The organism is Streptomyces sp. DH24, from assembly GCF_029813775.1.
In the GTDB taxonomy this organism is placed as follows: Bacteria; Actinomycetota; Actinomycetes; order Streptomycetales; family Streptomycetaceae; genus Streptomyces.
The window spans coordinates 1-24,306 of the sequence record NZ_JARVKW010000002.1 but is presented as its reverse complement, the minus strand read 5'-3'; the positions used below and the strand labels follow the sequence as shown (position 1 = coordinate 24,306).

21 protein-coding genes are annotated in these 24,306 nt (G+C 71.3%); 9 read left to right on the top strand and 12 right to left on the bottom strand.

The window, feature by feature from the left end; genetic code table 11:
- Window positions 1-259 precede the first annotated feature (259 nt).
- Entirely contained in the window at window positions 260-3,034 is a 2,775-nt protein-coding gene (locus tag QC282_RS01805) for a glycosyl hydrolase (RefSeq protein ID WP_279547357.1), read from the bottom strand.
- Between the two features lie 684 nt (window positions 3,035-3,718).
- Here QC282_RS01805 and QC282_RS01800 point away from each other — a divergent pair.
- From QC282_RS01800 to QC282_RS01785, 4 genes are all read left to right on the top strand, one after another.
- The gene (locus tag QC282_RS01800) at window positions 3,719-4,702 is read left to right on the top strand and encodes a tetratricopeptide repeat protein (protein ID WP_279547356.1); all 984 of its coding nucleotides are present in this window, start codon (window positions 3,719-3,721) and stop codon (window positions 4,700-4,702) included.
- Between the two features lie 210 nt (window positions 4,703-4,912).
- On the top strand, window positions 4,913-5,794 hold the full coding sequence (locus QC282_RS01795) for an aminoglycoside phosphotransferase family protein (protein ID WP_279547355.1): 882 nt from the start codon (window positions 4,913-4,915) through the stop codon (window positions 5,792-5,794).
- Between the two features lie 222 nt (window positions 5,795-6,016).
- On the top strand, window positions 6,017-6,595 hold the full coding sequence (locus QC282_RS01790) for a dihydrofolate reductase family protein (RefSeq protein WP_279547354.1): 579 nt from the start codon (window positions 6,017-6,019) through the stop codon (window positions 6,593-6,595).
- 321 nt (window positions 6,596-6,916) lie between these two features.
- A complete protein-coding gene (locus QC282_RS01785) occupies window positions 6,917-7,354 on the top strand; it encodes a hypothetical protein (RefSeq protein WP_279547353.1) in 438 nt (145 codons plus the stop codon).
- 252 nt (window positions 7,355-7,606) lie between these two features.
- Here QC282_RS01785 and QC282_RS01780 read toward each other — a convergent pair whose 3' ends face one another.
- Together QC282_RS01780 and QC282_RS01775 are read right to left on the bottom strand one after the other, a co-directional pair.
- Window positions 7,607-8,164 carry a phosphatase PAP2 family protein gene (locus QC282_RS01780; RefSeq protein WP_336621054.1) on the bottom strand — a complete coding sequence of 186 codons (558 nt, stop codon included), beginning with the start codon at window positions 8,162-8,164 and terminating at the stop codon, window positions 7,607-7,609.
- 74 nt (window positions 8,165-8,238) lie between these two features.
- Window positions 8,239-9,027 carry an MBL fold metallo-hydrolase gene (locus QC282_RS01775; RefSeq protein WP_279547505.1) on the bottom strand — a complete coding sequence of 263 codons (789 nt, stop codon included), beginning with the start codon at window positions 9,025-9,027 and terminating at the stop codon, window positions 8,239-8,241.
- 98 nt (window positions 9,028-9,125) lie between these two features.
- On the opposite strand from QC282_RS01775, the gene QC282_RS01770 reads away from it, so the two are divergent.
- Window positions 9,126-9,725: an ABATE domain-containing protein gene (locus QC282_RS01770; RefSeq protein ID WP_279547352.1), complete on the top strand. Its 600-nt coding sequence runs from the start codon at window positions 9,126-9,128 to the stop codon at window positions 9,723-9,725.
- 207 nt (window positions 9,726-9,932) lie between these two features.
- Here the strand turns inward: QC282_RS01770 and QC282_RS01765 are convergent, their stop codons facing one another.
- The 4 genes from QC282_RS01765 to QC282_RS01750 all read right to left on the bottom strand — a co-directional run bounded on the left by QC282_RS01765 (window position 9,933) and on the right by QC282_RS01750 (window position 12,305).
- Window positions 9,933-10,529 carry a hypothetical protein gene (locus QC282_RS01765; protein ID WP_279547351.1) on the bottom strand — a complete coding sequence of 199 codons (597 nt, stop codon included), beginning with the start codon at window positions 10,527-10,529 and terminating at the stop codon, window positions 9,933-9,935.
- Window positions 10,530-10,642: 113 nt separating this feature from the next.
- Entirely contained in the window at window positions 10,643-11,407 is a 765-nt protein-coding gene (locus tag QC282_RS01760) for a DUF899 family protein (RefSeq protein WP_279547350.1), read from the bottom strand.
- Window positions 11,404-11,817 carry a metalloregulator ArsR/SmtB family transcription factor gene (locus QC282_RS01755; protein ID WP_279547349.1) on the bottom strand — a complete coding sequence of 138 codons (414 nt, stop codon included), beginning with the start codon at window positions 11,815-11,817 and terminating at the stop codon, window positions 11,404-11,406. The genes QC282_RS01760 and QC282_RS01755 overlap by 4 nt, the downstream gene beginning before the upstream one ends.
- Entirely contained in the window at window positions 11,814-12,305 is a 492-nt protein-coding gene (locus QC282_RS01750; RefSeq protein WP_279547348.1) for an ATPase, read from the bottom strand. The genes QC282_RS01755 and QC282_RS01750 overlap by 4 nt, the downstream gene beginning before the upstream one ends.
- A 274-nt stretch (window positions 12,306-12,579) precedes the next feature.
- Here QC282_RS01750 and QC282_RS01745 point away from each other — a divergent pair, with 274 nt between their 5' ends.
- A complete protein-coding gene (locus tag QC282_RS01745) occupies window positions 12,580-14,073 on the top strand; it encodes an alpha/beta hydrolase (protein ID WP_279547347.1) in 1,494 nt (497 codons plus the stop codon).
- Window positions 14,074-14,264: 191 nt separating this feature from the next.
- On the opposite strand, the gene fabG is transcribed toward QC282_RS01745, so the two are convergent.
- The 5 genes from fabG to QC282_RS01720 form a co-directional block, all read right to left on the bottom strand.
- On the bottom strand, window positions 14,265-15,008 hold the full coding sequence (fabG, locus tag QC282_RS01740) for a 3-oxoacyl-[acyl-carrier-protein] reductase (protein ID WP_279547504.1): 744 nt from the start codon (window positions 15,006-15,008) through the stop codon (window positions 14,265-14,267).
- An 86-nt stretch (window positions 15,009-15,094) separates the two neighbouring features.
- On the bottom strand, window positions 15,095-15,364 hold the full coding sequence (locus QC282_RS01735) for an acyl carrier protein (RefSeq protein ID WP_279547346.1): 270 nt from the start codon (window positions 15,362-15,364) through the stop codon (window positions 15,095-15,097).
- A 173-nt stretch (window positions 15,365-15,537) separates the two neighbouring features.
- Window positions 15,538-16,626, bottom strand: coding sequence for a beta-ketoacyl synthase N-terminal-like domain-containing protein (locus tag QC282_RS01730; RefSeq protein ID WP_279547345.1), 1,089 nt, complete (start codon window positions 16,624-16,626; stop codon window positions 15,538-15,540).
- Window positions 16,626-17,837 (bottom strand): beta-ketoacyl synthase, encoded by a 1,212-nt coding sequence (locus QC282_RS01725; protein WP_279547344.1) that lies wholly within the window; start codon window positions 17,835-17,837, stop codon window positions 16,626-16,628. Before QC282_RS01725 ends, QC282_RS01730 begins: the two co-directional genes overlap by 1 nt.
- Window positions 17,834-20,137, bottom strand: coding sequence for an AMP-binding protein (locus QC282_RS01720; protein WP_279547343.1), 2,304 nt, complete (start codon window positions 20,135-20,137; stop codon window positions 17,834-17,836). The genes QC282_RS01725 and QC282_RS01720 overlap by 4 nt, the downstream gene beginning before the upstream one ends.
- Window positions 20,138-20,342: 205 nt before the next feature.
- Here QC282_RS01720 and QC282_RS01715 point away from each other — a divergent pair, with 205 nt between their 5' ends.
- The 3 genes from QC282_RS01715 to QC282_RS01705 all read left to right on the top strand — a co-directional run bounded on the left by QC282_RS01715 (window position 20,343) and on the right by QC282_RS01705 (window position 24,246).
- Window positions 20,343-22,049: a class I adenylate-forming enzyme family protein gene (locus QC282_RS01715; protein WP_279547342.1), complete on the top strand. Its 1,707-nt coding sequence runs from the start codon at window positions 20,343-20,345 to the stop codon at window positions 22,047-22,049.
- A 182-nt stretch (window positions 22,050-22,231) separates the two neighbouring features.
- On the top strand, window positions 22,232-22,675 hold the full coding sequence (locus QC282_RS01710; protein WP_279547503.1) for a hotdog fold thioesterase: 444 nt from the start codon (window positions 22,232-22,234) through the stop codon (window positions 22,673-22,675).
- 101 nt (window positions 22,676-22,776) lie between these two features.
- Window positions 22,777-24,246, top strand: coding sequence for an MFS transporter (locus QC282_RS01705; protein WP_279547341.1), 1,470 nt, complete (start codon window positions 22,777-22,779; stop codon window positions 24,244-24,246).
- Window positions 24,247-24,306: the final 60 nt, after the last annotated feature.

Below are 24,306 nucleotides of genomic sequence, written 5' to 3'. Positions count from 1 at the left end.
GACCATGGACGAGGCCGTCTCCTCGGGCCGACACCCGGCCCGCACCGCCGCCACACTCTGTGCCCGCCGTCTCCTGGCGCGCGTGACACCACCGGCCGGCACCGGCCCGGCGTCGCGGTGTCCGGCACCGCGGGCACGACGGGACCCACCTGCTGACCGCACTGATCAACCACGAGTACCGGCGGTCGGGCGGGCCGACGCGTCGAACGGCGGGCACAGATCCTGTGCCCGCCGTCTCCTGTCGCGCGTGACGCGTGGATCACACGTAGGGGATGACCACCACCGACGTGTCCGTGCCGGTGCGCAGCTGCGAGGACGCGTTGCCGATGGCGCTCCAGACCTCCAGCCGGACCGTTCCCCCGCGCAGGTCGCCGAGGGTGCCGGTCGCCGACTTCAGGCCCCGCGCCTGGGTGTAGTCCTCCCAGCCCGTGACCGGGTCGGTGGCGAAGTAGTTGTACGTCTCCGTCCGTTCGAAGGTGCCGTCACCGGTGAGGTCGTAGCTGATGCGGGCCTGCTGGCCCAGTCCGACCGAGGTACCGGCGTCCACCGGCAGGCGGAAGGCGGTGGTCGCACCGGACTTCAGGGTGGCGTTGACGCCCTTGACCACGTAGACCAGCGGATTGCTCGGGGTGCCGTCGTTGTTGCGGCCGCCGGCGGAGGGGATCGTGTCGCTGCCGGCCGTGGCGCCGGTGGCCGTGGTGAGGGTGCCGCCGGTACGGAGCTGGAAGGTGTTGCCGGTGGGCGGCTCGGGGTCCGGGTCGCCCGAGCCCGAACCGGTGCCGGTCGCGGTGGACCGGGCGGGCACGGTGAGCGTCTTGCCGTCGGAGAACGTGACGGTGCGCTGCGTGGCGCCGTAGTTGTGGGCGGTGTACGTGCGGATGCCGTTCTTGCTGAACACCGCGGACGTCGCGAGGTCGCCGGTCACCGACGGGTCCGGGGCGCCCAGCGCGTCCAGGGTGGTGATCCAGTGGTACGTGTGGGCCTTGGACTCGCCCTGCTCCGGGGTGTATCCGGCGTTGCCGGCGTCCCACTTGGACTTCGCGGCGGCCGGGTCGGCCAGCGACTGGAACTCCCAGAGGATGTCGCGCCATTCGACGGCGGGCCCGCCGTTCTCGCGCTCCATCTCCGCGATGTTGCGCCGGATCGCCGCCTTGTGCGCGCCGAGGTGCAGGGAACCACCCGCGGTCACCGGCAGCACGTTGATGCCGTGGATCTCCTCGGGGTTGGCGGTCCACCAGGTGGAGTAGGCCCCGCCGCTGCCCCACACCATGCCGACCGTGTCGTGCCCGAAGGAGGACGGGAAGACCGTCTGGTCGGCGTCGAACCAGTACTGGGCGATCGCCTCGCCCTCGGTGGCCAGCAGGTAGCTGCCGAGGTCACGCAGTTCCGAGTTGCCGGTGGCCGATCCCCAGAGCACCAGCGCGGCGCTGAGGTTGGTGGACTCCGACGAGGACTCCTGGTTGTTGCCGGCCGCGAAGCCCTGGTGCCCGGAGGCCCAGCTGTGCCCGGCGTACACGTCGAAGCCGCGCAGGAAGGGGAAGGCGCTGTCCGTGCGGCTCGGGTTGGCCGTGTCGCGGATCAGGGCCTTGACCATGCCGCCCCAAGCGGAGTCGGCGGCCCAGGACGCGTCGTACTGGGCGACGATGGCCGCCGCGTACACGTAGTAGCCGTAGTGGAAGTGGTGGTCGTTGAGCTCGGCGTCGCTGCCGTAGGAGGCGGGGTAGCCGATCAGCGTCTTCCAGTCGCGGTCGTAGGAGAACTCGCTCGCCCCGCCCGCCGTGAACCACTCCTGCAGACGGCCCTTGAGCTGGCCGAGCAGCTTGTCGCGGATCGCGCCCTCACCGATCTGGTCCGCGAGCGGCACCAGTTGGGCGAGCTTGCCGAGCGCCTTGCCGGTCCAGTACGTGTCCGTGGCCCCGGAGAACGGGTCGGAGGCGTTGGCGACCTCGGCCAGCCGGGTGCGCAGCAGGGCGGTGTCGACCGCGCTGCTCTTCGGCAGCCCGGGCAGCACCGGGGCGGCCTTCTGACTGGTGGTGAAGGAAGTGCCCTCGCGCACCTTCATCGTGCCGCGCGGCGAGACGTACGTGTACGACGTGAGGGCGTCGGTGGTGTGCAGCCACTGGTGCCGGTACAGCGCCTGGAGAGTGCCCTGCTCGGTGCCCTCCTTGGCCTGGGTCGTGAGCTTGTACGTGGCGCGGACCGTGCCGCCCGCGCTGCTCCAGTCGACCTGCGATCCGGTGACGAAGCTGAACGCGTACTTGCGGAACGTCGCCAGCGCGTCGGTGGACGGCAGCACGGCGAGGGAGAAGTAGTCCTTGCCGCCGAGGCCGGCGCTGATCGTCGTACCCGAGACGTTCCAGTCGGTGCCGCTCGGCGCGAACAGGGCGTAGTGGTGCCCGCTGATCGTGACGCCGAGGACGTTGCCCTGGTCGGCGAAGACGTTCGGCGTGGCCGCGGTGGTGATCTGCGCGTTGCCGCCGGTGCCCTGCGCGTACACGAAGGGCATGCCGTGGCCGATGGTCGTGCGCAGGGTGCGGGTGCCGTCGGACCAGTACGGGGTGACGGTCCAGTCGGACCAGGCGTCGGCCTTGGTGTTGGGCGAGTTCAGCCCGCTCAGGCCGAGGGTGAGGTCGCGCTTGTGGGCGTACTCGTACTGGCGGCCGTCGCCGACGACGGCGGGGCTGGTCGGGTAGCCCACCTCCAGGCCACCGGCGACGGCCTGGTACGTGAGCGGATGGCCGTACATGGGCGTGGAGTACGGGTTGTCGCCGTAGCGCTGGAAGGCGAGGGAGGACCACCAGTCGTTGGTGGGCACGGGCTTGTTCCGGGCGGCCTCGGTGACCTTGGGAGTCACCGGCCCGCCCGTGTTGTTCGTGGGCCCGGACGTGCCGGCCGGCCGGGTGTCGGAGTAACTCCCGGCACCTACGGGAACGGTGGCGGCTGCCGCCGGTGTGGCGGCCGGGCCGAGACCGACCGCGGCCAGGGCGGCAGCCAGGACCAGCGCGGCGGCGTGTCTTGGTCGGGGAGCTGGCATGGGGAAACACCTCATGTCATCGCGATGGACGAGGGCTCGTCGGCGGCGGGCCGCAGTACGTGGTCGGGCGTGGGGAACGCCCGGACCAGGCCGGGGAGGACAGGGTCCGCACCACGGCGAACCGTCGGTGGGGTGAGCGCTGAGCCCAGTCTGAGAGCGCTCTCAGACTGCGGCTGAAACGTAAGACTCCTGAAATCAAGTGTCAATACATCGCGCAGGGTTGGGAACCTAGCGGGGCAAGTCGGAATTCTGAGCGCGAAGCCTTTTCGTCACCTCTTCAACGCTTGACGCAATGGGCGTGCCGGGATCGGGCCAGCCTTCAGGTTGTGAGAGCGCCGGCGCAGGTGGGGTGTTGGTGGGGTCGGGGGCCAAGGCGGGCCTGATGTCGCGACGCACGGAATCGGTTCAGGGGCCTCGTGCAGGTCGGCGAGGTCGAGGAGATCGACGACACGAGGCGGATGAGCCCTGGCGGGAGCCATCCGGAGGACGCCGGAGTAGGCGACTCTTGTCGTAGCGGGTGGTGACGGCTCGGTAGTTTTGCGCCGGTTGATCGTCCGCTCGACCTCGTTGCGGCGTTTGCCGTTGTGCCGTCGTTCCCGTCCGTCACTGACAGACCAGCGACGGCGTAACCGTCGTCCCAGCGGAAGGGCTCGGAGAAACCTTGGCCACGGTTATTCTCTGGCGATGTCGAATCAGTCAGTGACGGCGGGAGTCGGTCTCGCTGGTGTGATGGCGCACTGCGGCGGAAGCCCGGTCGGCGCCGTGAGGCTTCTGGTGGGGGCCATAGCCTCGGCACCGGCGGCTCCGGAGCCCTATGCGGCCCTCGCCGAGTTGTGGCAGGAACAACGCCCGGAACTGAAGGAGAGCCTCGAAGGGGACGGCTCCTTGAGTGCTGTGCTGGCGCAGGCGTACTTCCTGTTCCTCGAGGGGAACATGGACGACGCGGTGATGGCCCTTGGTTCGGTCACGGGTGTGCGGCCCGACGTGGCATGGGGCGCCGCACCCTGGTTCGGCGATGCGCGCTTTCTCGACGCGGTGAGTTCCGAGGCGCTGGCCGAGGCGTGCCTGCGGACGTTGGACTACGGCCACGAGCTGGACACCGACGAGATGCGTGACCGGTTCGCGCCCTGGTTCCGTGCCCTCGACGTGGTGTCCGAGCGGAATCCCGTCCCACAAGCGCTGGCCTCCATGGCCCGGCTGCCCCGGTCCTGCGGCCGGTACGAACTGGCCTTCGTCCTGTGCGACCGCGCCGATGCCGTCGACCGGGTCATGTGGACCGCAGTGGCACGAGCGGCCACCTGGCGTGTGATGGGCGACCTGAATCAGGCTGCTGCGGCCTTCGAACGCGCCTTGTCCCTGGACTCCGCCAACTGGTCCCTCTACCTGGACCTGGCAGATGTGCGTGCCGAGCAGGGCGACTTCGCCGCGGCCGTGAGTCTCGTCGAACAGGGCCTGGCATGCGAACCTCACGAAGTCTCCCTGCGCGCGGCGGGCGCCGCCTACCGCACACGGCTTTCCGGCTCGTCCGACGACTTGAGGGCCCTGATCACCCTGGCACCGGAGCTCGCGAACACCACCTACCGGGACCTGCTGATCGACTACGCATGTGCAGGGCCGACGCTGCCTCGGCGGCTCGTTGCCAAGGCCCGCCGCATCCGTGAGGAGTGAAAGGGCTGTCGTGCCAGCCGGTGCCAGTCACGAAGGCCTTCCGGTACCTGGACACGTGATCCGCCGGACGCCGCCTCGCGCAGTGGCCGCGCAACAGGCGCGTCCCCGCCCGCCGCACCACCGCGCGTCGGTGTCGACACCTTGGTACGGTGCGCAAGTTGCGCGCTTGGAAGGCCGTGACAGCGCTCAAGGGAGAAGGGCCGGGCGACGATGCAGGCGTCAGAGGTCCGGCGTGCGGTGACCGCGGCCATGTCGACCGCTTCGTCGCTTGGCCTGACGGCCGATGACGCCATCGTTCTTCATGACTCGAACAAGCTCACTCTGCGGCTGCTGCCTTGTGACGTCCTGGCCCGGGTGGCACCCGTAGCGCAGCAGGTCGCGCAGTTCGAGGTCGAGCTCGCTCAGCGACTCGCCGAAGCCGGATGCCCTGTGGCCGCTCTCGATCCTCGGGTGGAGTCACGAGTCCATGAGCGTGATGGCTTCGTGGTCACGTTCTGGACCTACTACGAACCCGTGGGACCTCGACAGGTCTCGCCGGCCGACTACGCCCATGCGCTGGAGCGGCTGCACGCCGGCATGCGCAAGCTCGATGTCCCGACGCCGCGATTCACGGACCGGGTCGAGCAGGCCCAACAACTCGTGGCCAACCGCGACCACACGCCGGAACTCGCCGACGCGGACCGGGCGCTGCTCGGCGACACGTTGCGAAACCTGGGACGAGTGATCGGCGAGCGGGGCGGCGCCGAGCAACTGCTGCACGGCGAGCCGCACCCGGGCAACATGCTCACCACGCAGAACGGGCTGCTGTTCATCGACCTTGAGACGTGTTGCCGTGGGCCCGTCGCATTCGACCTCGCCCACGCGCCCGAAGAAGTCAGCGAGCACTATCCGGGTGTCGATCAGGACTTGCTGCGCGAGTGCCGGCTCCTCGTGCTGGCCATGATCACAGCGTGGCGCTGGGATCGCGGCGACCAGCTCCCCGACGGGCGCCGGCTGGGCACGGAGTGGCTCCGCCAGATCCGAGCAGCAGTCGAGGGGAATGACCTCCAGGGAAATGACCTCCATGGGAATGACCTCTATCCGCACGGCTGATCGCGGACCTTCGAGGTAGTAGCCCGCTGGCCGTCCATGTTGGGGGCCGCCGTGATCCTGGCCCTGGCGGTCGTTGGCGCGGCGGGGCCCCCGGCTCCTCCAGGCCCGGGAGCCCCACTGAGTACGTCATGTGTCGTCCGGGTCTGTCCCAAGGCGATGACTTTCGCCGCGATGGTCAGTCTCCATCCCAAGAAGCGATCCATCGCCCTTGAGGAGAGCATCATGGCCGCCACCTACACTTTCGACGTCTTTTCCAGTCTCGACGGCTTCGGCGCCGCCAGTGGCGACTGGACCGGCTACTGGGGCAAGCAGGGCCCCGAGCTTCTCGATCACCGTCTCGCCCTGTACCGGGACGAGCAGCGGATGGTGTTCGGCGCCAACACGTATCGGGCGTTCGCGCAGATGCTGGCCTCGAGTACCGAGGAGTCCGAGGTGCGTGACCCGTGGGTCACCCGGATGAGGAGCCTGCCGGCAACGGTGGTGTCCAGCACCCTGGAAGGCCCCCTCGACTGGCCGGACGCGAACGTCGTGAGCGGTGACGCCGTCGACGTCGTCGCCCGGCTCAAGGAGGAGTCCGAGGTGCCGTTGCGCTCGCACGGCAGCCTGTCGATGAACCGGGCGCTGATGGCCGCCGGCCTGGTCGACCGCGTCCAGGTGACGCTCTTCCCGGTGATCACCGGCCGGACCGGACTGGACCCGATCTTCCAGGGCGCGGCCGACTTCGACCTCGAACTGATCGAGCACCGGACGCTCGACGGCCACATCCAGGAACTCGTCTACCGGCCCACCCTGCATGTGTGAGTCCTTCGTGCGTCCGGCCTCGCGCCGCGTTGCCTGACGTCCCGTTCTGAACGGTCTCGGTCTTCCGAGGGGCGTCCGCGTGTGTGTTTTTTGGGGAGGTGTCCTGGTGGATCAATGTGGTGTTACACACATGCCGTCGATGTTTGTGACGGCCGCGACGTGATTACCAGCGGTGACGGGTCGCTCGCCTGTAGTGCCTTCAATTACCTCCGGGTAGAACTGGTTGCACTACCAACTGGCCTTTGCCGACCGGAAGTTGGTGTGGAATAACGATCTCCGCCACCCCCTCAGTGAGTCGTGTCCATGCCAATGGAGGTAGTTGTGAAGAACATCGTGCGTAAGGCTGCTGTCGGCGCTGTCGTTCCCGTCGCGGCGCTCGCGCTGACGCTGGGAGCGTCGCAGGCCGCGGTGGCGGACGCCGGGTCCGCGATCACGGGGGTCACCGCGCAGCAGTCCGTGATCGGTGAGCTGGAAGCCGCGATTGCCGCGGACGTGGAAGCGGCCGTCGAAGCGCGCGTGGACGCGAACGTCACCGCCCAGGTCGATGTCACGGTTCTCGCCAGTGGCGTGGTGGACGTGTCCGTCGACGTCACGGCGGACGCCTCGGTCCAGGCCGACGCCCAGGCCGAGGCCGCCATCGCCGCGGACATCGAGGCCTCGATCGAGGCCCGGGTCAAGGCCCGCCTCGGTCTCGACATCAACGTGGACGTCGACGTCCGCGTCGAGGGCACCGTCACCGTGGACGTCGTCACCCTCTGACCGGATGACGACGCGGTCCTGCTGATCACTCTGTGAGGCGGGGCGGAACGCTCCTCAAGACAGGCGGCACCTGGCTGACGAGTCAGGTGCCGCCTGCGCCGTTCCCGTGCGGCACGGTCCTGAGCCGCCGACGTCCAGGCGGCGGCCTGCGCGAGTCGGATCGGAGGGCGACTGCAGGGCCGCCGGCTTGCGGCGCCGCGTCGGCCGGGCCCACCGTCCGTCGGCGTCACCGCCCGGTGCCGGTCCCGTCCGTCACCGCCACGCACGCAAGGCCAGTCGCGGCAGACGCCTGGTCAGCCAGGCGCTGACGAGCCCGACGGCGGCCCCGGCGGCGACGTCGCTGGGGTAGTGGGCGCCCGACTGGACCCGCTCCACGGCCACCAGGGCGGCCGGCACTGCGCACGCGGCACCGGCCGACGGCCACGACGGGAACACCGCGGCGGTGAAGGCCACGGCGGCCGCGGTGTGCCCGGACGGGAACGACGACGAATCCGGCCGGTCCTCGACCTCGTCGTGGGGAATCCACTCCTTCGGCGGACGCAGACGATCGACCATCTGCTTGCACACGGCGTTGGAGATCACCTGCGCCAGAGCCAGGGCGGTCAGACCCGCCGCGGCGGATGTGCGCCGCTGCCACCCACCCGCCCCCATCATCACCGCGGCAGCGCCCAGCCAGAGTTTGCTGCCTTCTGCCGCTTCCTCCACCGCCGACAGCGTCTGACGGACACTGCCTTCGTGCCGGGCGGCCATCCGCTTGGTCAGGCGCCGGTCGATCCGGCGCACCGCAGTCATCAGCCTCATCACCTGCATATGTCCCAGCTTTACCGGATCACGCGCACGCCCGGACACCTGCGGAGCCGGTGCACACACCGAAACGGGTGCGCTCAGGCGCGCTGGATCCAGTCCCGGTCGAGGCGGTCGGCCAGGCCGGCGGCGGTGAACGCGGCCTCCAGTTCGTCGCGGCCCTCGGTGAAGTGGGCCCAGCTGTCGTGGTGGACGGGGACGACGCGGCGGGCGCCGAGGATCCGGGTGGCCTCCGCGGCCCGGACGCTGTCCAGGACGAGCGGCTCACCGTCGAACAGCATGGGGAAGCGGGGAGCTCCGGCGAAGAGGACGGCGGTGTCCACCGGGGCGAAGCGCCCGGCGATCTCCTTGACCGCGTCGAGGGAGGCGTTGTCGCCGCTGACGTAGACGGTCGGCAGGCCTTGGCCGGTCAGTACGAAGCCGACGACCTGGCCGGTGAACGGCTCGACCTCTTCACGCGTGCCGGGGCCGTGGATGGCGGGGACGCCGGTCACGGTCACCGTGCCGCCGTCGGGACGGTCGAGCTCGACGGACTCCCAGTCGGCCAGGCCCTTGGCCTTCGCCCCCAGACGCTCTCCGCCACCGGGGGTGGTGAGGGTGAGCGGTACGTCGGAGAGCAGGGCGCGGCCGGAGGTGTCGAGGTTGTCGGCGTGCTCGTCGTGGGAGAGCAGAACCACGTCGACGGGGCCGAGGTCGGCGGGGGTGACGGCGGACGGGGCGGTCTTGGTGAGGGTCAGGCCGGGCGAGGGGTGCTCGCCGGGGCCGTCGAAGGTCGGGTCGGTCAAAAAGCGCAGGCCGCCGTACTCGAAGAGGGCGGTGGGACCGCCGAACGTGCGGACCTGGATCTGCTCGGTGCCGTGCTGGGACATGCTCGTCACACTCTCACTTCTCATGGATTATCGCCATGTTTTCCGTGAGGCGAGACTAGGTGGACGTCACGGAAAAACGCAAGAGATACCATGAGGGCATGACTGAGCCGGACGACGCCGCACAAGCCGCCCTGCCCCCGGCGCCGGGCGTCGACCGGCACGCCTCCCTGGACTTCGCCGACACCGCCGCGACCCTGCCCGCCGGACAGAGCTACGACCTGCTCGCCACCCCCGACTCCGCCATGCGCTGGCTCGCCGTACACGGCCTGACCGCCCCGGACGTGCGGCTCTACGACATCTGCGCGCGGCGGATGCGTACCCTGCGCGGTCATGTGCGGGCCCTGTTCACCGCCCGGGTCGACGGCACCGCCCCGCCCGAGGCGTCCCTGCGGGCGGTGAACGAGGCGCTCACGGCCGTACCCACCGCGCCCCTGCTCACCTGGGACCGGGCCGAAGGGCTGCGCCGCGTCCAGGCGCACCCCACCGACCAGGCCGTCAACCACGCACTGGCGACCCTCGCCGCCGACGCCGCCGACCTGCTCACCGGCCCGGACGCCGACCTCCTCGCGACCTGCGGCTCCGCCCCCTGCGACCGGTTCCTCCTGCGTACCCACGGCCGACGCCACTGGTGCTCGACCCGCTGCGGCGACCGGGCCCGCGCCGCCCGCGCCTACGCCCGCCGCAGCGCACCGGAGTGACACGCACCCACACGCACCTCCCGGCCGGTCCTCAGAGCGCGACGAGCAAGTCCGCGCCCGCCCGGCCGTGTTCGGAGCGAACCGCGCGGGCCGGAGGCGGGGGGCTCCGGCAGCGGGCTTCCCGCCCTGAGGCGTCGTGGGCGTGGCCGTTCGCGCACACGGAGCGGCACGGTGTCCATGTCGCACGCGGGGCGGGGCGCCGGTGTCTCAGCTGAGTTGGTAGGAGCCGGCGCGGTCGTACCAGTTGGTGGACGGGCAGTCGCCGGTGCCCGATCCGCCCAGGTGCGTGCACCGGTCGATCCACTCCGAGGAGGCGCCGGTGTAGTTGGCGCCGTCGAAGAGCTTGATGTCGCAGGTTTGCGCCGTGTAGGTGCTGACCGAGCTGTAGGTGTTGTTCTCCAGGATGCCGCTGGGGTTGTTGGACGCGTACGGATGGGTGAGCCCCGGAAGGCCGTACTCGACGTCGCTGGTGGTGGCGGTGCAGGCGCGATCACCGTAGTAGACGGTGTAGCCGCCGCCTTGCTGGTAGTTGACCCAGTTGTAGACCGCGACGAGCGGAACCGACGCCAGAGTGGATTCGTAGGAGAGCAGGTCCTGTTCCGTGGTGAAGCAGGCCGTCTTCTGATCGCTGAGATCGACGGAGCAGTACGTCCCAGAGGGATCGGGCACCGGGGCCTTGGCCTTGGGAACCTGGGGGACGGGGGTGGCGGCGGCGGTGGTGGTGGCCGAGGCGCCCAGTGCGAGGGCTGCGAGGACCGCGAACAGCGTCCTCACCGGTGACACGTTGCCGGGACGTAATCGCACGACATCCTCCTGAAGGCACGGGAGTTGAGCGGTCCCAACGGTGCCCGTCGGCTGAACCGGTGACTAGCGCCATATCGGGCCATATTTTCCCGTCAAAAGGAACGAACCGAGCGTCAGGAGTGCGGCGTGAGCCTGTCGGAGCGGCCGGCTGCGAGACGCGGCCAGTGGGGGATGGGGCGTCCGTTGCTCCGCAGCCGGACGTGTTCGGCGGGCGTGCCCTGGACGACGGGCCACTCGGGGGGCGAGTCCTCCCAGAGTTCCTGGCGTCCGTACACGGTGAGGTCCATGAGCGCGTAGCTGTAGTCCATCGTCTCCACGCCGCGCTGGGTCGTCCAGTACGTCTCGAAGACGCGGTCGCCGTCCCGCAGGTAGCACACGAGGTGCATGGAGCCGACGCGCCGCCCGGTCAGGAGCTCGTCCTGCGACGGCACCGCCGAGTACCAGGGCACCTCCCAGCCCATGAAGTCGCGGTAGCGGCGGCTTTCCTCGAACGGGCCCTGGCAGAAGACCGCGTAGGTGATGTCGCGCGAGTGAAGGTACGACAGCTCCTGGACCTGACTGGTGACCCACGTGCAGCCCTCGCACTGCCCGGCCGCGTCGTGGCCGTGGTGCCACATGAAGTAGTAGGCGATGAGCTGCCGACGTCCTTCGAAGGCCTGGAGCAGGGTGACCGGGCCGTCGGGGCCGGTCAGTTCGAGGTCGGCGGCCACCTCGACCATGGGCAGGCGCCGCCGGGCGGCGGCGATCGCGTCCCCTTCCCGGGTGTGCGCCTTCTCCCGGACGCGCAACTGGTCGAGTTCGGCCTGGAAGGAGGCCCGGTCGGCCACCGGCGGCAGTGCCGGCGCGCGGTCCGCCGTCGTGCCGTCATGCTCAGTCATGATCCTGTCCCGTCGTCCGTGGTCCTTGGTCCGTCACCCGTCACCCGTCGTCCGTCACCCGTCACCCGTCGTCCGTCATCCGCCGGTCCGGATTCGGGGCGCTCCGCCAGTTCCTTGACCCGCAGCAGACGGGACTCCCACGAGCGGCCGATCCGGTCGAGTTCGCGTGCCAGGGCGCCGAGTTGGGCTCCGACGGCGAGGTGGACGACCTCGCGCCCGCGCTGCTCGGACTCGACCAGCCCCACCTCGCGCAGTACCTCCAGGTGCTTGCCGATCGCCTGTCGGCTCACCGGCAGCACCTTGGCCAGCGCGGACGCCGACATGGGGCCCTGGCCGAGCCGGGTGAGTATCTCCCAGCGCGTCGCGTCGCCGAGCGCGGCGCACACGACGGGAAGGGCGGGGGCGGTCACGCGTGCCTCGTCGGTGCCGGCGCGCTCTTCTCGACGAACTCCTTCGCCGCGGCCAGCTCGCTGAACCAGCCCTTGTCGTTGCCCTCGCGCTCCTTCAGCCACACTGCCGGGTCGTCGGACAGACTGGAGAAACCGCTCTCCACCACGCGCAGGGTCACCCCGCCGCCGTCGCGCTCGTCGATCCAGAACTCGACCAGGGTGGAGGGCGTCGCCTTGTCCCGGAACGGCGTTCCGATCCAGCGGAACGCCGCGTAGCGCGGTCGGTCCAGCTCGACCGTCCGGAACCGGAACTCGCCCAGCGACGCATGGCGCACGACGGCCACGTCGCCCTCGTAGCGCAGGTCCGGCTCGGCCTCGACCGTGCCGTCATTGATGTACCAGCCGGGCCGTACCACCAGCTCCCAGACCCGGTCGGCCGGGGCGTCGATGTCGATCTGCCGGGCGATCCGGTCGAGCTCGGCCGCATCCGCGGCGGTGATGTCGTTCATGGGTGCCTCCTCGTGGAAGAAACGTGCAATTGAACGGTTGCACATCTTCCGAGTAAGTGCAACCTGTGGGTTGCACTTTCCGTCGTGGGCCTGGCGGGCGGTGGCAGGAGACGTGGATCATTCCGGGTCGCCGGGTCGCCGGGTCGCCGGGTCGCCGGGTCGTGGGGGACTGGGGGACTGGAGGGCCTGGAGGAAACTTGGGGGGTAAACCCCCCTGCACACAGGCCAGTTGGCGGGATGTCGGTGACGGACGGGGCGGGCGAGGCTCGTCCGTATGACGAAGAACAAGCGACGCACCGCCCTGTTCGCCGCCTCCGCCGCCGTCCTGAGCCTCGCCGCGCCCCTCACCGCGGCGTCCGCTTCGACGGTCGGCAACGCCGGGCCACCGCGTCTCGACTGGACGAAGTGCGAGGGAACGGGCCTCGACCCGCGGCAGGAGTGCGCGACCATCGAGGTGCCGATGGACTACGCGGAGCCGCACGGCGAGAAGATCACCCTGGCGTTCTCCCGCATCCCCGCCGAGAACCCGAAGACACGCCGGGGCGCCCTGTTCATGATCCCCGGCGGACCCGGCGGCGGAAGCCTCGACCAGCCCTCGGGCAAGGGGCAGAAGCTGCCTCAGGCGGTGCGGGACACCCACGACCTGATCGGCTTCGATCCCCGGGGGTACGGCCGCTCCGCACCGGTCGGCTGCGACGTGGAGCGAGGCGACCTCGCCCGGACGAAACTCCTGCCCTGGCCCGCCCTCGACGGCTCCGTCACCCAGAACATGGCCACCGCGCGGCGCATGTCGCAAGCCTGCGCGGCCAACGGCGGCCGGCTGCTGCGGCACATCAGCACCGCCAACGAGGCCCGCGACCTCGACCGCATCCGGGCGGCGCTCGGCGAACGGAAGATCTCCGCCTGGGGCGTCTCGTACGGAACGTATGTTGGTGCCGTCTACAACGAGCTGTTCCCGCACCGCGCCGACCGCTTCGTGCTGGACAGCAACAACAACCCCGACCCCGCCCGGGTGCAGCGGGCCTGGCTCGCCGCGTTCGAGGTCGGCGCCGAGGACAACTTCCCCGAGTTCGCCAAGTGGGCGTCCCGGCCCGGCAACCCCGACCGCGTGGCCGGGACCGCGGCCGACGTGCGCCGCCTCTTCCTGAGCCTCGCCGAACGACTCGACCGTGAGCCCCTGCCGTGGCCCGGCGCCAACCCGGGGGAACTCGACGGCAACGTGTTCCGCCAGGCGATGCTGGACAGCCTCTACGACCCCGACGATTATCCCGCCCTGGCCAAGATGATCCTGGCCGCCCGGAAGGGCACCGTGCCGCCCGCGCCCGAGGCCCCGCCCGAGCCCCTCATGCAGAACGTCACCGCGGTCAGCGCCGCCACCCTCTGCAACGACGCCGCCTGGCCGAAGTCCGCGTCCGTGTACGAGAAGGGCGTTGCCGAGAGCCGCGCCAAGTTCCCGCTGACCGCGGGGATGCCACGGAACGCGTCGGTCTGCGCCGCCTGGCCGTACGTGCCGAAGGAGCCCGCGGTACGGATCACCGACCGGGGCCCCTCCACCGTCCTCATGATCCAGAACCGGCGTGACGTGGCCACCCCCCTCGGCGGCGCCCTCGAACTCCGCGAGGCCCTCGGCCGGCGCGCCGTCATGGTGACCGTGAACTCCACCGGCCACGAGGCCTACCTCGCCAACGGCAACGCCTGCGGCGACCGGACGGTCTCCCACTTCCTGGCCACGGGTGAGCGGCCGAGCCGGGACATCGTCTGCGGCTAGGACGTGTCCGCACAGTGGCGTCGTCGCGCGGCAGGCGTCACTGTGCGGACCCGGCCCAGGACGTGTGGACGGTCTCCGTCAGCGCGCCGTCGGGGACCCCACGGGAAGGCCGCCAGGACGGCCCCGGCCCCTCGGCGGACGCCTCGGCCTTGGCGTCGGCCCGGACCGAGGCGTCCGCCGAGGGCCGGCCGTCAGGGAAGCAGGCCGCCGTCGATGCCGAGGACCTGGCCGGTGATGTAGCCGGCGCGGTCCGACACCAGGAACGACACCAGGTCGGCCACCTCCTCAGGGGAGCCGGGGCGGCCCAGCGGGATCCGTTCCAGGGCCTTGTTCCTGGCCTTCTCCGGCATGAGCGCGGTCATGTCGGTACTGATGAATCCGGGCGCCACCACATTCGCCCGTATCCCGAAGCCGCCGACCTCCCGGGCGAGCGCCCGGGTGAAACCGATGATGCCCGCCTTGGAAGCGGAGTAGTTCGTCTGGCCGGGCGTGCCGTGCACTCCCGCGACGGACGACATGGTCACCACCGTGCCCCGGCGGCGTCTCATCATCGGGAACACCGCGGCACGGCAGACGTGGTACGTGCCGTTGAGGTTGGTGTCGATGACCTCGGTCCACTCCGCGTCCTTCATCCGGGCCAGCGGCCGGTCCCGGGTCACCCCCGCGGAAGTGACCACGGCAGTCAGTGGGCCCAGTCCGGACTCGACGGCGGAGACGAACTCCCCGACCCGGTCGGGACGCGTGACGTCCACCTCCCCGGCGTGTACCCGGGCTCCGGCCTCGGTGGCCTCCTTGACGACCTGCTCGGCGGCGTCCGAGCGGGAACGGAAGCAGAAGGCGATGTCGAACCCGTCCCGGGCCAGCCGGGTCACCACCGCGCGCCCGATCCCCCGGGATCCGCCCGTCACCAGTGCGACCGGCCGCACGCCCGGCACGGGCCCCGCGTCACCACCCGCCCGCGCGTCCGCCGCCGTGCCCGGGTTCGCGCCCGGTGCCACCCCCGGGCCGGGGATCGGGGCCGTCACGCCGCCGACCGGATGGCGAGCTGGTCCCGCACCAGTTCGCTGACCCGGCCGAAGGACCCCAGTTCCGACAGGTCGTTCTCGTCGATCCGGATGCCGTACCGCTCCTCCAGCCGCACGGAAATCTCCAGCGAGACCAGCGAGTCGACTCCCAGGTCCTCGTCGAAACGGGCCTCGTCGGTGATCTCGTCAACCTGGAGTTCCAGCGCCTCGGCGACCAGCGCGCGCAGCTCCTCGACGTCGAGGACGACGTGGGCGTTCTCTGACATGGGCGTTGTGCCTTTCAGGTGAGGGTTCGGGCTCGGGGTCCGGTGGGGTGTCGATGGCGGGTGGAGATCGGGCCCTCCAGGGCTGTCGGGCCATCCGGGGTGACTGGCCGTCAGGGGTGGGGCTGGCCGTCAGGAGTGGTTGGTCGTGAGGGGGTAGGCGGGAGGTTCGGACGTCAGGGCGCGGCAGCAGTTGCGGCGAACTCCCGGCTCCGGGGCGCCGTGGGCCCGGACGGCGGTGGCGTGAACAGCGCGGCGGCCACGGCGTCGGTCTCCGGATCGCCGACCGTGGCCAGCACCGCGCCACCGTCGGCCGTGACTCCCGGCGCCGAACCGTCCGGGTCCAGGTGGGCCACCGCGGCCGCGCACTGGAACACTCCCAACGCGCCCGAGCAGGGGCCCAGTTGGGCCTCCAGGTCGCGGGTCGGCACGCCCGGTGCCGCACCGTTCGGGACGAGGGGGGTGGCCGGGGACGCGGCGTGGTCGGCGCCGGTGAGCCACAGCGTCACCGGTCCGGGGGAGGGAGCACCGTCCGGCGCCGCGCCCGCCCGCCCCGACGGGGTACTCGCTTGCGCCGACACCGCGGCGACGGCCGTGGACAGGTCGCCCGCTCTGGCGCAGCCGGCCACCGTGGCACGCGGTCGCGCGCCACGCGCCACCGCGCTCTCGACGGACTCCAGCACGACACCGGCCGCCCCGTCCACGCTCGGCGTGCCGAGCAGCCGCGTCACCGCAGGGCCCGACGGCTCCACCCCGACCACCAGCACGACCCGGGCCCGGCCCACCGCGAGCAGGTTGCGCGCCCAGTACAGCGCGTCCAGGCCGCTGGTCGCGCCGTTGCACAGCGTGATGTTGGGGCCGCGCAGCCCGAAACGCATGGCGACCGAACCGGCGATCACGTTGCTGGACGTCTGGGGCAGCCCCAGCGGGCTCAGGCCGGTGACGGTCTTCTCCGCGATGATGTCGGTGAACGCGCAGACGTTGTCCAGGATGCCCAGGTTGGAGCTGACGATCACCGCGATCTCGTCGCGCGGGACGCGGAGTTCGGTGCCGTCCCACACTCCGGCCGAACGCAGCGCCGGTTCCGCGGCCCGTAGTGCCAGGCGGGACGCGCGGTCCTTGTGCCGCAGGTCGCGGCCGGCCAGACCCGTCGCGGGGTCGAAACCGCCCTCGCGGACGGTGCCCAGCAGTTCGTCGGGGTGGGTGAGCCCGGGGACGGCCAGCCCCACCCCGGTGACCACCGTGTCCTCAGGGCGCCCGCCCATCACACCGCCTCCACGATCGCGGCGGCGTTGATCCCGCCGAAGCCGAACGCGTTCACCTGCGCGACGGTCAGATCCGCGGCGACCGCCGTGTCCCTCACCAGCCGCAGACCGGCGGCCTCCTCGATCGGCTGGACCAGCCCCCGGACCGGCGGCACCTGGCCCCGCCGGACGGCGAGCGCCGCCATCACCAGACTGAGCAGCCCGGAGCCGCCGAGGGTGTGACCGGTCATGGACTTGATCGCGGTCATCAGTGGCCCGGTGCCCCCGGCGAAGATCTGGGAGAGCACCTGCGCCTCGGTGCTGTCGTTCCGCGGGGTGCCGCTGCCGTGCAGCATCACCAGATCGATGTCCTCGGGGCGCACCCCGGCCCGGCGGTGGGCGTCGCGCACCACCCAGGAGATCCCGTCCGGGTCGGGTGCCGTGGCGTGGTGGGCGTCGCAGTTGACGCTCACCGCACGCAACCGGCAGTGCGCGGGAGCGGACGCCGTACCGGCGCGCTGGAGGACGACGGCGACCGCGCCCTCGCCCATCAGCATGCCCCGGTGTGACACGTCGAACGGCGTCAGTGCCTGGGGGATCTTGTTCTGCACCCGGTCCAGCGTCCCGAAGGCGCTCTCGCCGATCGCGTCGGTGCCGGCCACCACCACGGTGTCCGCCAGGCCGAGTTCGATCAGGTCGGCCGCCATACCGAGCGCATACAGCGCCGCCGCGCAGGCGTTGGCGAAGGTGTACGAGTGAGGGGTGCCGACGGAGGAGCGCAGCGCGGTGCCGAAGTGCATCTGCTCGGGCCGGAACGGGGTGCCGCCGCGCCACCACAGTTCGGCGCTGCGCTGTTCCTGGAGGGTGGTGCCGACGAGGACCGGCACGTCCTCCAGCCCGTCCAGCCCCGCGTCCTTGGCGGCCTGGTCGATGACGGTGCCAAGCCAGCGGGTGGCGCGCAGGGGTTCGTCGACGCCCGGTGTCGCGCGGTCGTCGATCTCGTACGCCTGCCGCGCCCGGTACCTGCTGGTGTCGAACACCCGCAGGCCCGACAGGCCGCTGCGGCCCGCGCAGAGCGCGTCGAAGATCTCCCCGGGGCTGTCGCCCACCGAGGCCACCGCGCCCAGACCGGTGATCTCCCACCCCGCGGTGTCCCGCGCCGGGCCGCTTCGCCCGGTGGGACCGGTGCCGGTGACCGGCGCGTCCGGGCCGGTGATCGCGTCGCCGGTCATGACCGCACCGCCTGCTGTCGCAGTCGGTAGCGCGCCAGTTTTCCGGTGGCCGTTGCTGGCAGCATCTCGACGAACTCCATCCGTGACGGGCGTTTGTACGACTCCAGCCGGGTGCGCACCGCGACCCGGACGGCTTTGCGCAACGTGTGGTGGTCGACGCCGGGGACGGGGACGATGAAGGCCACCGCCTGTTCCAGCCCGTTCTCGTCGGATCCGCCGACCACGCTGCACTCGGCGACGCCGTCCACGGACCGCACCACGCGCTCGATCTGGTCCGGGGCGACCTTGTAACCGCCGAGGTTCAGCACGTCGTCGGTGCGGCAGATGTGCGCGATCGTGCCGTTCGCCAGGCGCCGGACCAGGTCACCGGTGTAGGCGCCGCCGTCGGCGAAGGTGGCCCGGTTCTCCACCGGACGGTGGAGGTAGCCGAGGGCGACCGTGGGACCGGCGATGTGCAGCCGTCCCTCGTCGCCGTCCGGCACGGGGCGGCCCTGGTCGTCGCGGACGGTGACGGTCACTCCCGGGACCGGGCGGCCGAGGGAGCCGGGCAGGGGCTCCGACGGCGGGGTGGCGATCACGACGTGCATCACCTCGGTGGCCCCGAAGCAGTTCATCAACTCGGTGTCGAAGGTACGGCGGATGCGGTGGGCCAGCTCGGGTGGGCAGTCCTCACCGGCGGACAGACAGAGCCGCAGTGCCGCGGAGAACGATCCCGGTGACGGGCTTCCGGTGGACGCGGAGCCGCCGGGCACGGTGTCTCCACGGGGCCCCGCGCTGTCGCCGGGCGCGGTCCCGCCGGGGGAGGAGGACGTGTCCCGGTCGAGCGCGTCGAGCAGGCTGAGGTACATCCTCGGCACCGAGCAGAACACGGTCGGGCGGTACCGGCGCAACGCGGCGAGCACCGTGTAGAGGTCGACCGCACCACGGAGCAGTACGGTGCGCGCTCCGGCGGCCAGCGGGCAGAGCACCGAACTGCCCAGTCCGTAGCCGAAGGAGAGCCGGGCAGTGGACAGGACGACGTCGTCCGGCCGCAGTCCCGCCACGCTGCCGAAACCGTCCAGCATGGCGTTGATCCCGCCCGCCGAGTGGCGAACCCCCTTGGGGCGGCCGGTACTTCCCGAGGTGTACTGCACCAGCGCCTCGCGCTCGGGGGCCCAGGCGGCGACCGGAGCCACCTCCCCGGGACGGCCGGGCAGCGTGGGGGCACCGGACACCAAGAAGTCGCGTACCTGACAACCCGTCACTTGGGGGAGATGGCCGAAGGCCGCCACCAGCTCGCGCCGGCGGTCGGGCCCGCCGTCGACATGGACGATCGCGGCCGCGCAGTCGTCGGCCAGGAACCGCAGCTGGGCCTCGTCGAGCAGCGGGCTCACCGGGACCGGGACGCACCCGTGCCACCAGAGCCCCAGCAGTGCCACCACGGTCGCCACCGAGTCCTCGGCGAGCACCAGCGCACGCGAGCCGGGGACCACTCGGAGAGCCCGTAGCGCCCCGGCGTAGCCCCGGGCCGCCTCGTACAGCCTGGCGTAGGACACCTCACCGACGTCCGGGTCGAAGTAGCCGACCCGGTCGCCGTGGCCGGCGTCGAGATGGGCGCCGACCAGTCGCGCGACCAGGTCGACCGGATCGGCGGGACTTCCCCTGCCGGGCGGGTCTGCGGACTCGGCGGCGTCGGACGGCTTCCCCGGGGCCACGGGGGACGCCGCCGACTCCGTCGCGGTGAGCGGCGCCGTGCCCGCGAGGACGGCCGCGGCATGTGCGGCCGGTATGCCGGCCGGCTCGCCCGGCGCGGTCACCGCGCCCGGCTCATCCGGAAGCCCGGGGCCCTCGGGGCCGGCGGTCGGTCCGGTCGCCGGGACCCGGCCGCCGAGCAGGACGGCCGCGTCACGGACGCTGTCCATGGCCGCCGCCTCCTCGTCGGTCAGGGTGACGCCGAAGTGCCTCTCGATGCGTACGGAAATCTCGACCTTTTCGAGGGAGTCGACTTTCAGGTTCTGATGGAAAGAGGCGTCGGCAGACACCTCCGCGATGTCCAGTTCGAGCACGGTGGCTACGATGGCGCGCAGCCGGTCATGAATATCGGTATCCCGCACTGGGAGCACAGTGGACGCTCCTCGTCGAGCTGTCGCATGGGGCGGAGAGAACGGACGAGAATTCAACAGGAGCCGTCCGGAACCGTACACACCTTCCAGCGGGACACCGAAATGCGTGGCGCATTGTTTGTCAGGTAGCTCCTCGCGGCGGGGCCGCCGGTCGTTCCGGTCCCTCCTTCCGGCAGGCGTGGTTGTGCCGCACGTCATGTTTGAGGTGCGGGAAGAGGAGACCTGACATATTCGGTGGTCGCTGCTGGCGCCGGGCAGGGCCGGCTCGCGAGAGTGGCTCGGCCGCCATTCCGAACGCACCCTGCGGCGCGCCGCAGAAATGCGAAGAAAAGCGTCCGGTTCGCAGCAGTTCGTCGTCGTATCTGTAAAAGGCGCTGGTCTTCTGAAAGAGGACAGGTGAACAATGCCCCTTTCCGCACGCACCCTGCTGTCGCCGGAAGCCCGCCTGCGGGCCGCGCATTTCCCCGGCCTCGGTGGCGGTAACGCCTGGCGCACGGCCGCACGACTGAGTCCCCACCCCGATCTCCCGCTGATCATCGCGGACCGCCCCCTGGTCAACCTCGACGGGCAGGAGCAGGCGGAGTTCAGCATCAACCAGCTCGACGCGCTGGCCGACGCCTGGGCCGCCTGGTACCTCGACCGGGGGGTACGCCCCCGGGACCGGGTGGCGCTCTACATCGAGGACTCCTTCGAGGACCAGCTGCACCTGGCCGCGCTCGCACGGATCGGCGCGATCGGGCTGCTGATCAACGGCCGGATGCTGCCCGAACTGGCGCTGGGCCTGATGCGCCGCACCGAACCGGTGGGGCTCTACACCGACGCCCCGCACCTGGCCCTGCTCGACGGACGACACCTCGAACTGCCCGGCCTGCGCTGGACCTGCGCCCGGGAGGAGGTCGGCACGCTCGGCCACCGCTCGCTGCCGGAGTCGGCGGTGTACCGGCACGGTGACGAGGACCCGGTGGTGCTCTGCCACTCCTCCGGGACCACCGGCAACCCCAAGCCGGTGATCTGGACGCACCGGCAGAGCGTCGCGGGTGCCCGCTTCCGGCTGGCGAACAACACCGAGTCCGAGGACTCGGTGATGCTGGCCGCCGCGCCCCAGACCCACTCCAGCGCCATCGCGTTCACCTTCTACGCCCTGCTCGCCGGCCTGCCCACCATCGCCTACTCCGACCCCGGCGGACCGGGCCTGGCGCGCGCCTGCGCCACCTACCGGCCCACCGCGGTGCTGGCCTTCAACGAGGCGCTGGGCCGCCTGGCGACCATGGAGAACGACCCCGCGGACTTCACCTCGGTGCAGGTCTGGCTGAACCTCGGCGACGCCGGCCACGACGCGCACATGCGCGCGCTGATGCGGCTGGGCAGCACGACCGTGGACGGCCGAACGGTGCCGGGCTCGGTGGTCGACGACGGGCTGGGCTCCTCCGAACTGGGCTGGGCGGCGATCCGCCGGCTGCTCACCCCCGACTCCCCGCCGCGCCCCCGCTACCTGGGCACCCGGGTCTCCGTCGCCGAAGTGGCCGTACTCCGGGAGGACGGCACCGAGGCCGAGCCGGACGAGGTCGGCATGCTCGGCGTGCGCGGCGAGGCCGTGACACGCGGCTACTGGAACGACTCGGACACCACCTACCGCACCATGCTGGCCGGTTACTGGCTCTCCGGGGACCTGGTCTCCCGCACCGCGGACGGCGACTTCTTCCACGTCGACCGGGTGGTCGACGCCATCCGAACGCCCACCGGCGACGGCTACTCGGTGCTGATGGAGGAGGAGTTGCTGCTCAACCTCCCCCACATCGAGGACTGTGCCGTGGTCGCCGGCCGTCACGAGGAGACGACCGTGCCGGTGGCCGTGGTCCGCCCCCGGGAGAGCGGCGCGGACCCCGAGGTGCTGCTGAAGCAGGTCAACGAGGTGCTGACCCGGATCGGCCAACCCGCCGTCGCCCTGCTGGAGTTGGCGCAGACCGAGGAGGACATCCCGCTCGGCCCGACCGGCAAGGTCCACAAGCGCCGGCTCCGCGAGCGCTACGCCGCCCTGCACAGCTACCGCCCCACCGGACCCGCCGCGCGGACGGAGGCCGGCCGGCTGACGACCGGCGCCACCCGATGACCGCACGGCTGACGACCGTGCCCTCGGCGGCGGGCGACGGGGCGTCCCCCGCGGACGGCGAACTCGCCCCGCCCGGCGGCCCGGCGTCGACCGCCGGGCCCGGCCCCACCGCGCCGCCGGCCCTGGCGTTCGACCCGGCCGACGGAATCCCGCAGGACGACCCGTGGCGCACCGCCGACTGGATCAACCGGGTCGGTGCGCGGACACTGGCCGGCCGGCTGGGCATCACCTTCCTGGAAGCCTCCCCGGAGCGGCTGGTGGCCACCATGCCGGTGGCGGGCAACAGCCAGCTCTACGGGATGCTGCACGGCGGTGCCTCGGCGGTGCTCGCCGAGTCGATGGGGTCGATCGGCGCCGCACTGCACGCCGGCGCCGGCCGGATCGCGGTGGGCGTCGACCTCAACGCCACCCACCACCGTGCGGTGCGCGCCGGTGAGGTGACCGGGGTGGCCACCGCCCTGTTCCTGGGCCAGACCGCCGCCACCTACGAGGTGGTCGTCACCGACCGGTCCGGGCGGCGGGTCTGCACCGCGCGGATCACCTGCGCGCTGCGCGCCACCCGGCGGAAGCGCACGCAAGGAACCACCGCGTCACCGCACACATGCACGGCCGACAGCAATCGGTAGGCTCCTCCGCGGTCGCGTGCGGTTACCAACCCGCCGAACCGTCCTGACAGTTCCCATCCGTTCAACCCGCAGCACAGTGCTGCAGGCGTTCGAGGAGTCCCATGACCGACACCCACCCGCCCTCCTCCACCGGCAGGGAGGAAGCGCCGACGGAATTACCCCCGCTGCGCATCAATCTGGTCCTGGTCGTCCTGCTTTCGGCCATGTTCATCGTGCAGTTCGACTTCTTCGTGGTCAATGTCGCCGCGCCGTCGCTGGAAGACAGCATCGGCGCCGGGCCGTCGGCACTCGAACTCATCGTGGGCGGCTTCGCGTTCGCCTACGCGGGCGGCATGATCACCGGCGGCCGGCTGGGTGACCGCTACGGTCACCGCCGCCTCTTCGTCATCGGCGCCGTCGCCCTCGGCGTCACCTCGCTGCTGTGCGGTATCGCGGCCAACCCCGAGCAGTTGGTCGCCGCCCGGCTGGCACAGGGGCTGGCCGCCGCGGTGATGGTGCCCCAGGTCCTCGCGGTGATCACGGCCGAGTTCCCGGACAGGGAGAAGCCGAGGGCGATGGCCTGGTACGGCGCGGCCGCCGGACTCGGCTCGATCGCCGGTCAGGTCCTCGGCGGCGCGATGATCTCCGCCGACTTCGCCGGCCTGGGCTGGCGCAGCATCTTCCTGATCAACGTGCCGATCTGCCTGGTGATCGTGATCGTGGCGCCGCGTGTCCTGCCCCCGCAGCGCCAGCGCAGCGACGTCGGCCTGGACCCGGCCGGGGCGATCGGCATCTCCGCCGCCCTGGCGCTGCTGCTGGTCCCGCTGACCATGGGCCACACCACCGGCTGGCCGGCCTGGACGTGGATCTCCATGGCCCTCGCCGTCCCGGTCGCGGTGGTCACGCTGCGCTGGGAGCGGGACCTGGCCGGCCGGGGCGGCAACCCGGTGCTGGTGCTCTCGCTGTTCCGCAGCCTCTCCTTCCGGGGCGGGATGATCGCGAGCACCGCGTTCATGGTCTACTTCGGCAGCTTCATGTTCACCCTGACCCTGCTGCTGCAGGCGGGCATGGGGCTCAGCCCCGTGGAGGCCGGACTGGTCTTCTCCCCGATGGGTGTGCTGTTCACCGCGACCGCCATGATCGGCTCGCGGCTCACCGACCGCTTCGGCATGAGCGCGCTGGTGGTGAGCAGCGCGGTGACCGGGCTGGGCCTGGTGCTGCTCGCCGGCCGGCTCTACGTCAGCGGGGACGACACCGGTGTCGCCTGGGTGGTGCTCTGTCTCTGCCTGATCGGCGGCGGCAACGGTGTGGTCCTTCCGGCGCTGTTCGGCGCCGCGCTGATGCGGGTCGCCCCGGAGGACGCCGGTGTCGCCTCCGGCATCCTCACCACCGCCCAGCAGGTCGCCAGCGCGGCCGGCGTGGCCATCATCGGTGCCGTGTTCTTCATGGTGGCCGGCGACGACCCCGGCGGCGAGGAGTACGCCGTCGCCATGGCCTGGGCCACCACGGTCAGCGTTCTCATGGTCCTCGTGGTCATGCGGCTGACCTGGACGTTCAAACGCTTCGCCGCCAGCGACACCGCTCAGGGCTGAGTAGCGCCCGGAGCAGGGGGTGCCGCACGCCGAGGCGCGTTCCCCGGGCCAGGCCGGGCC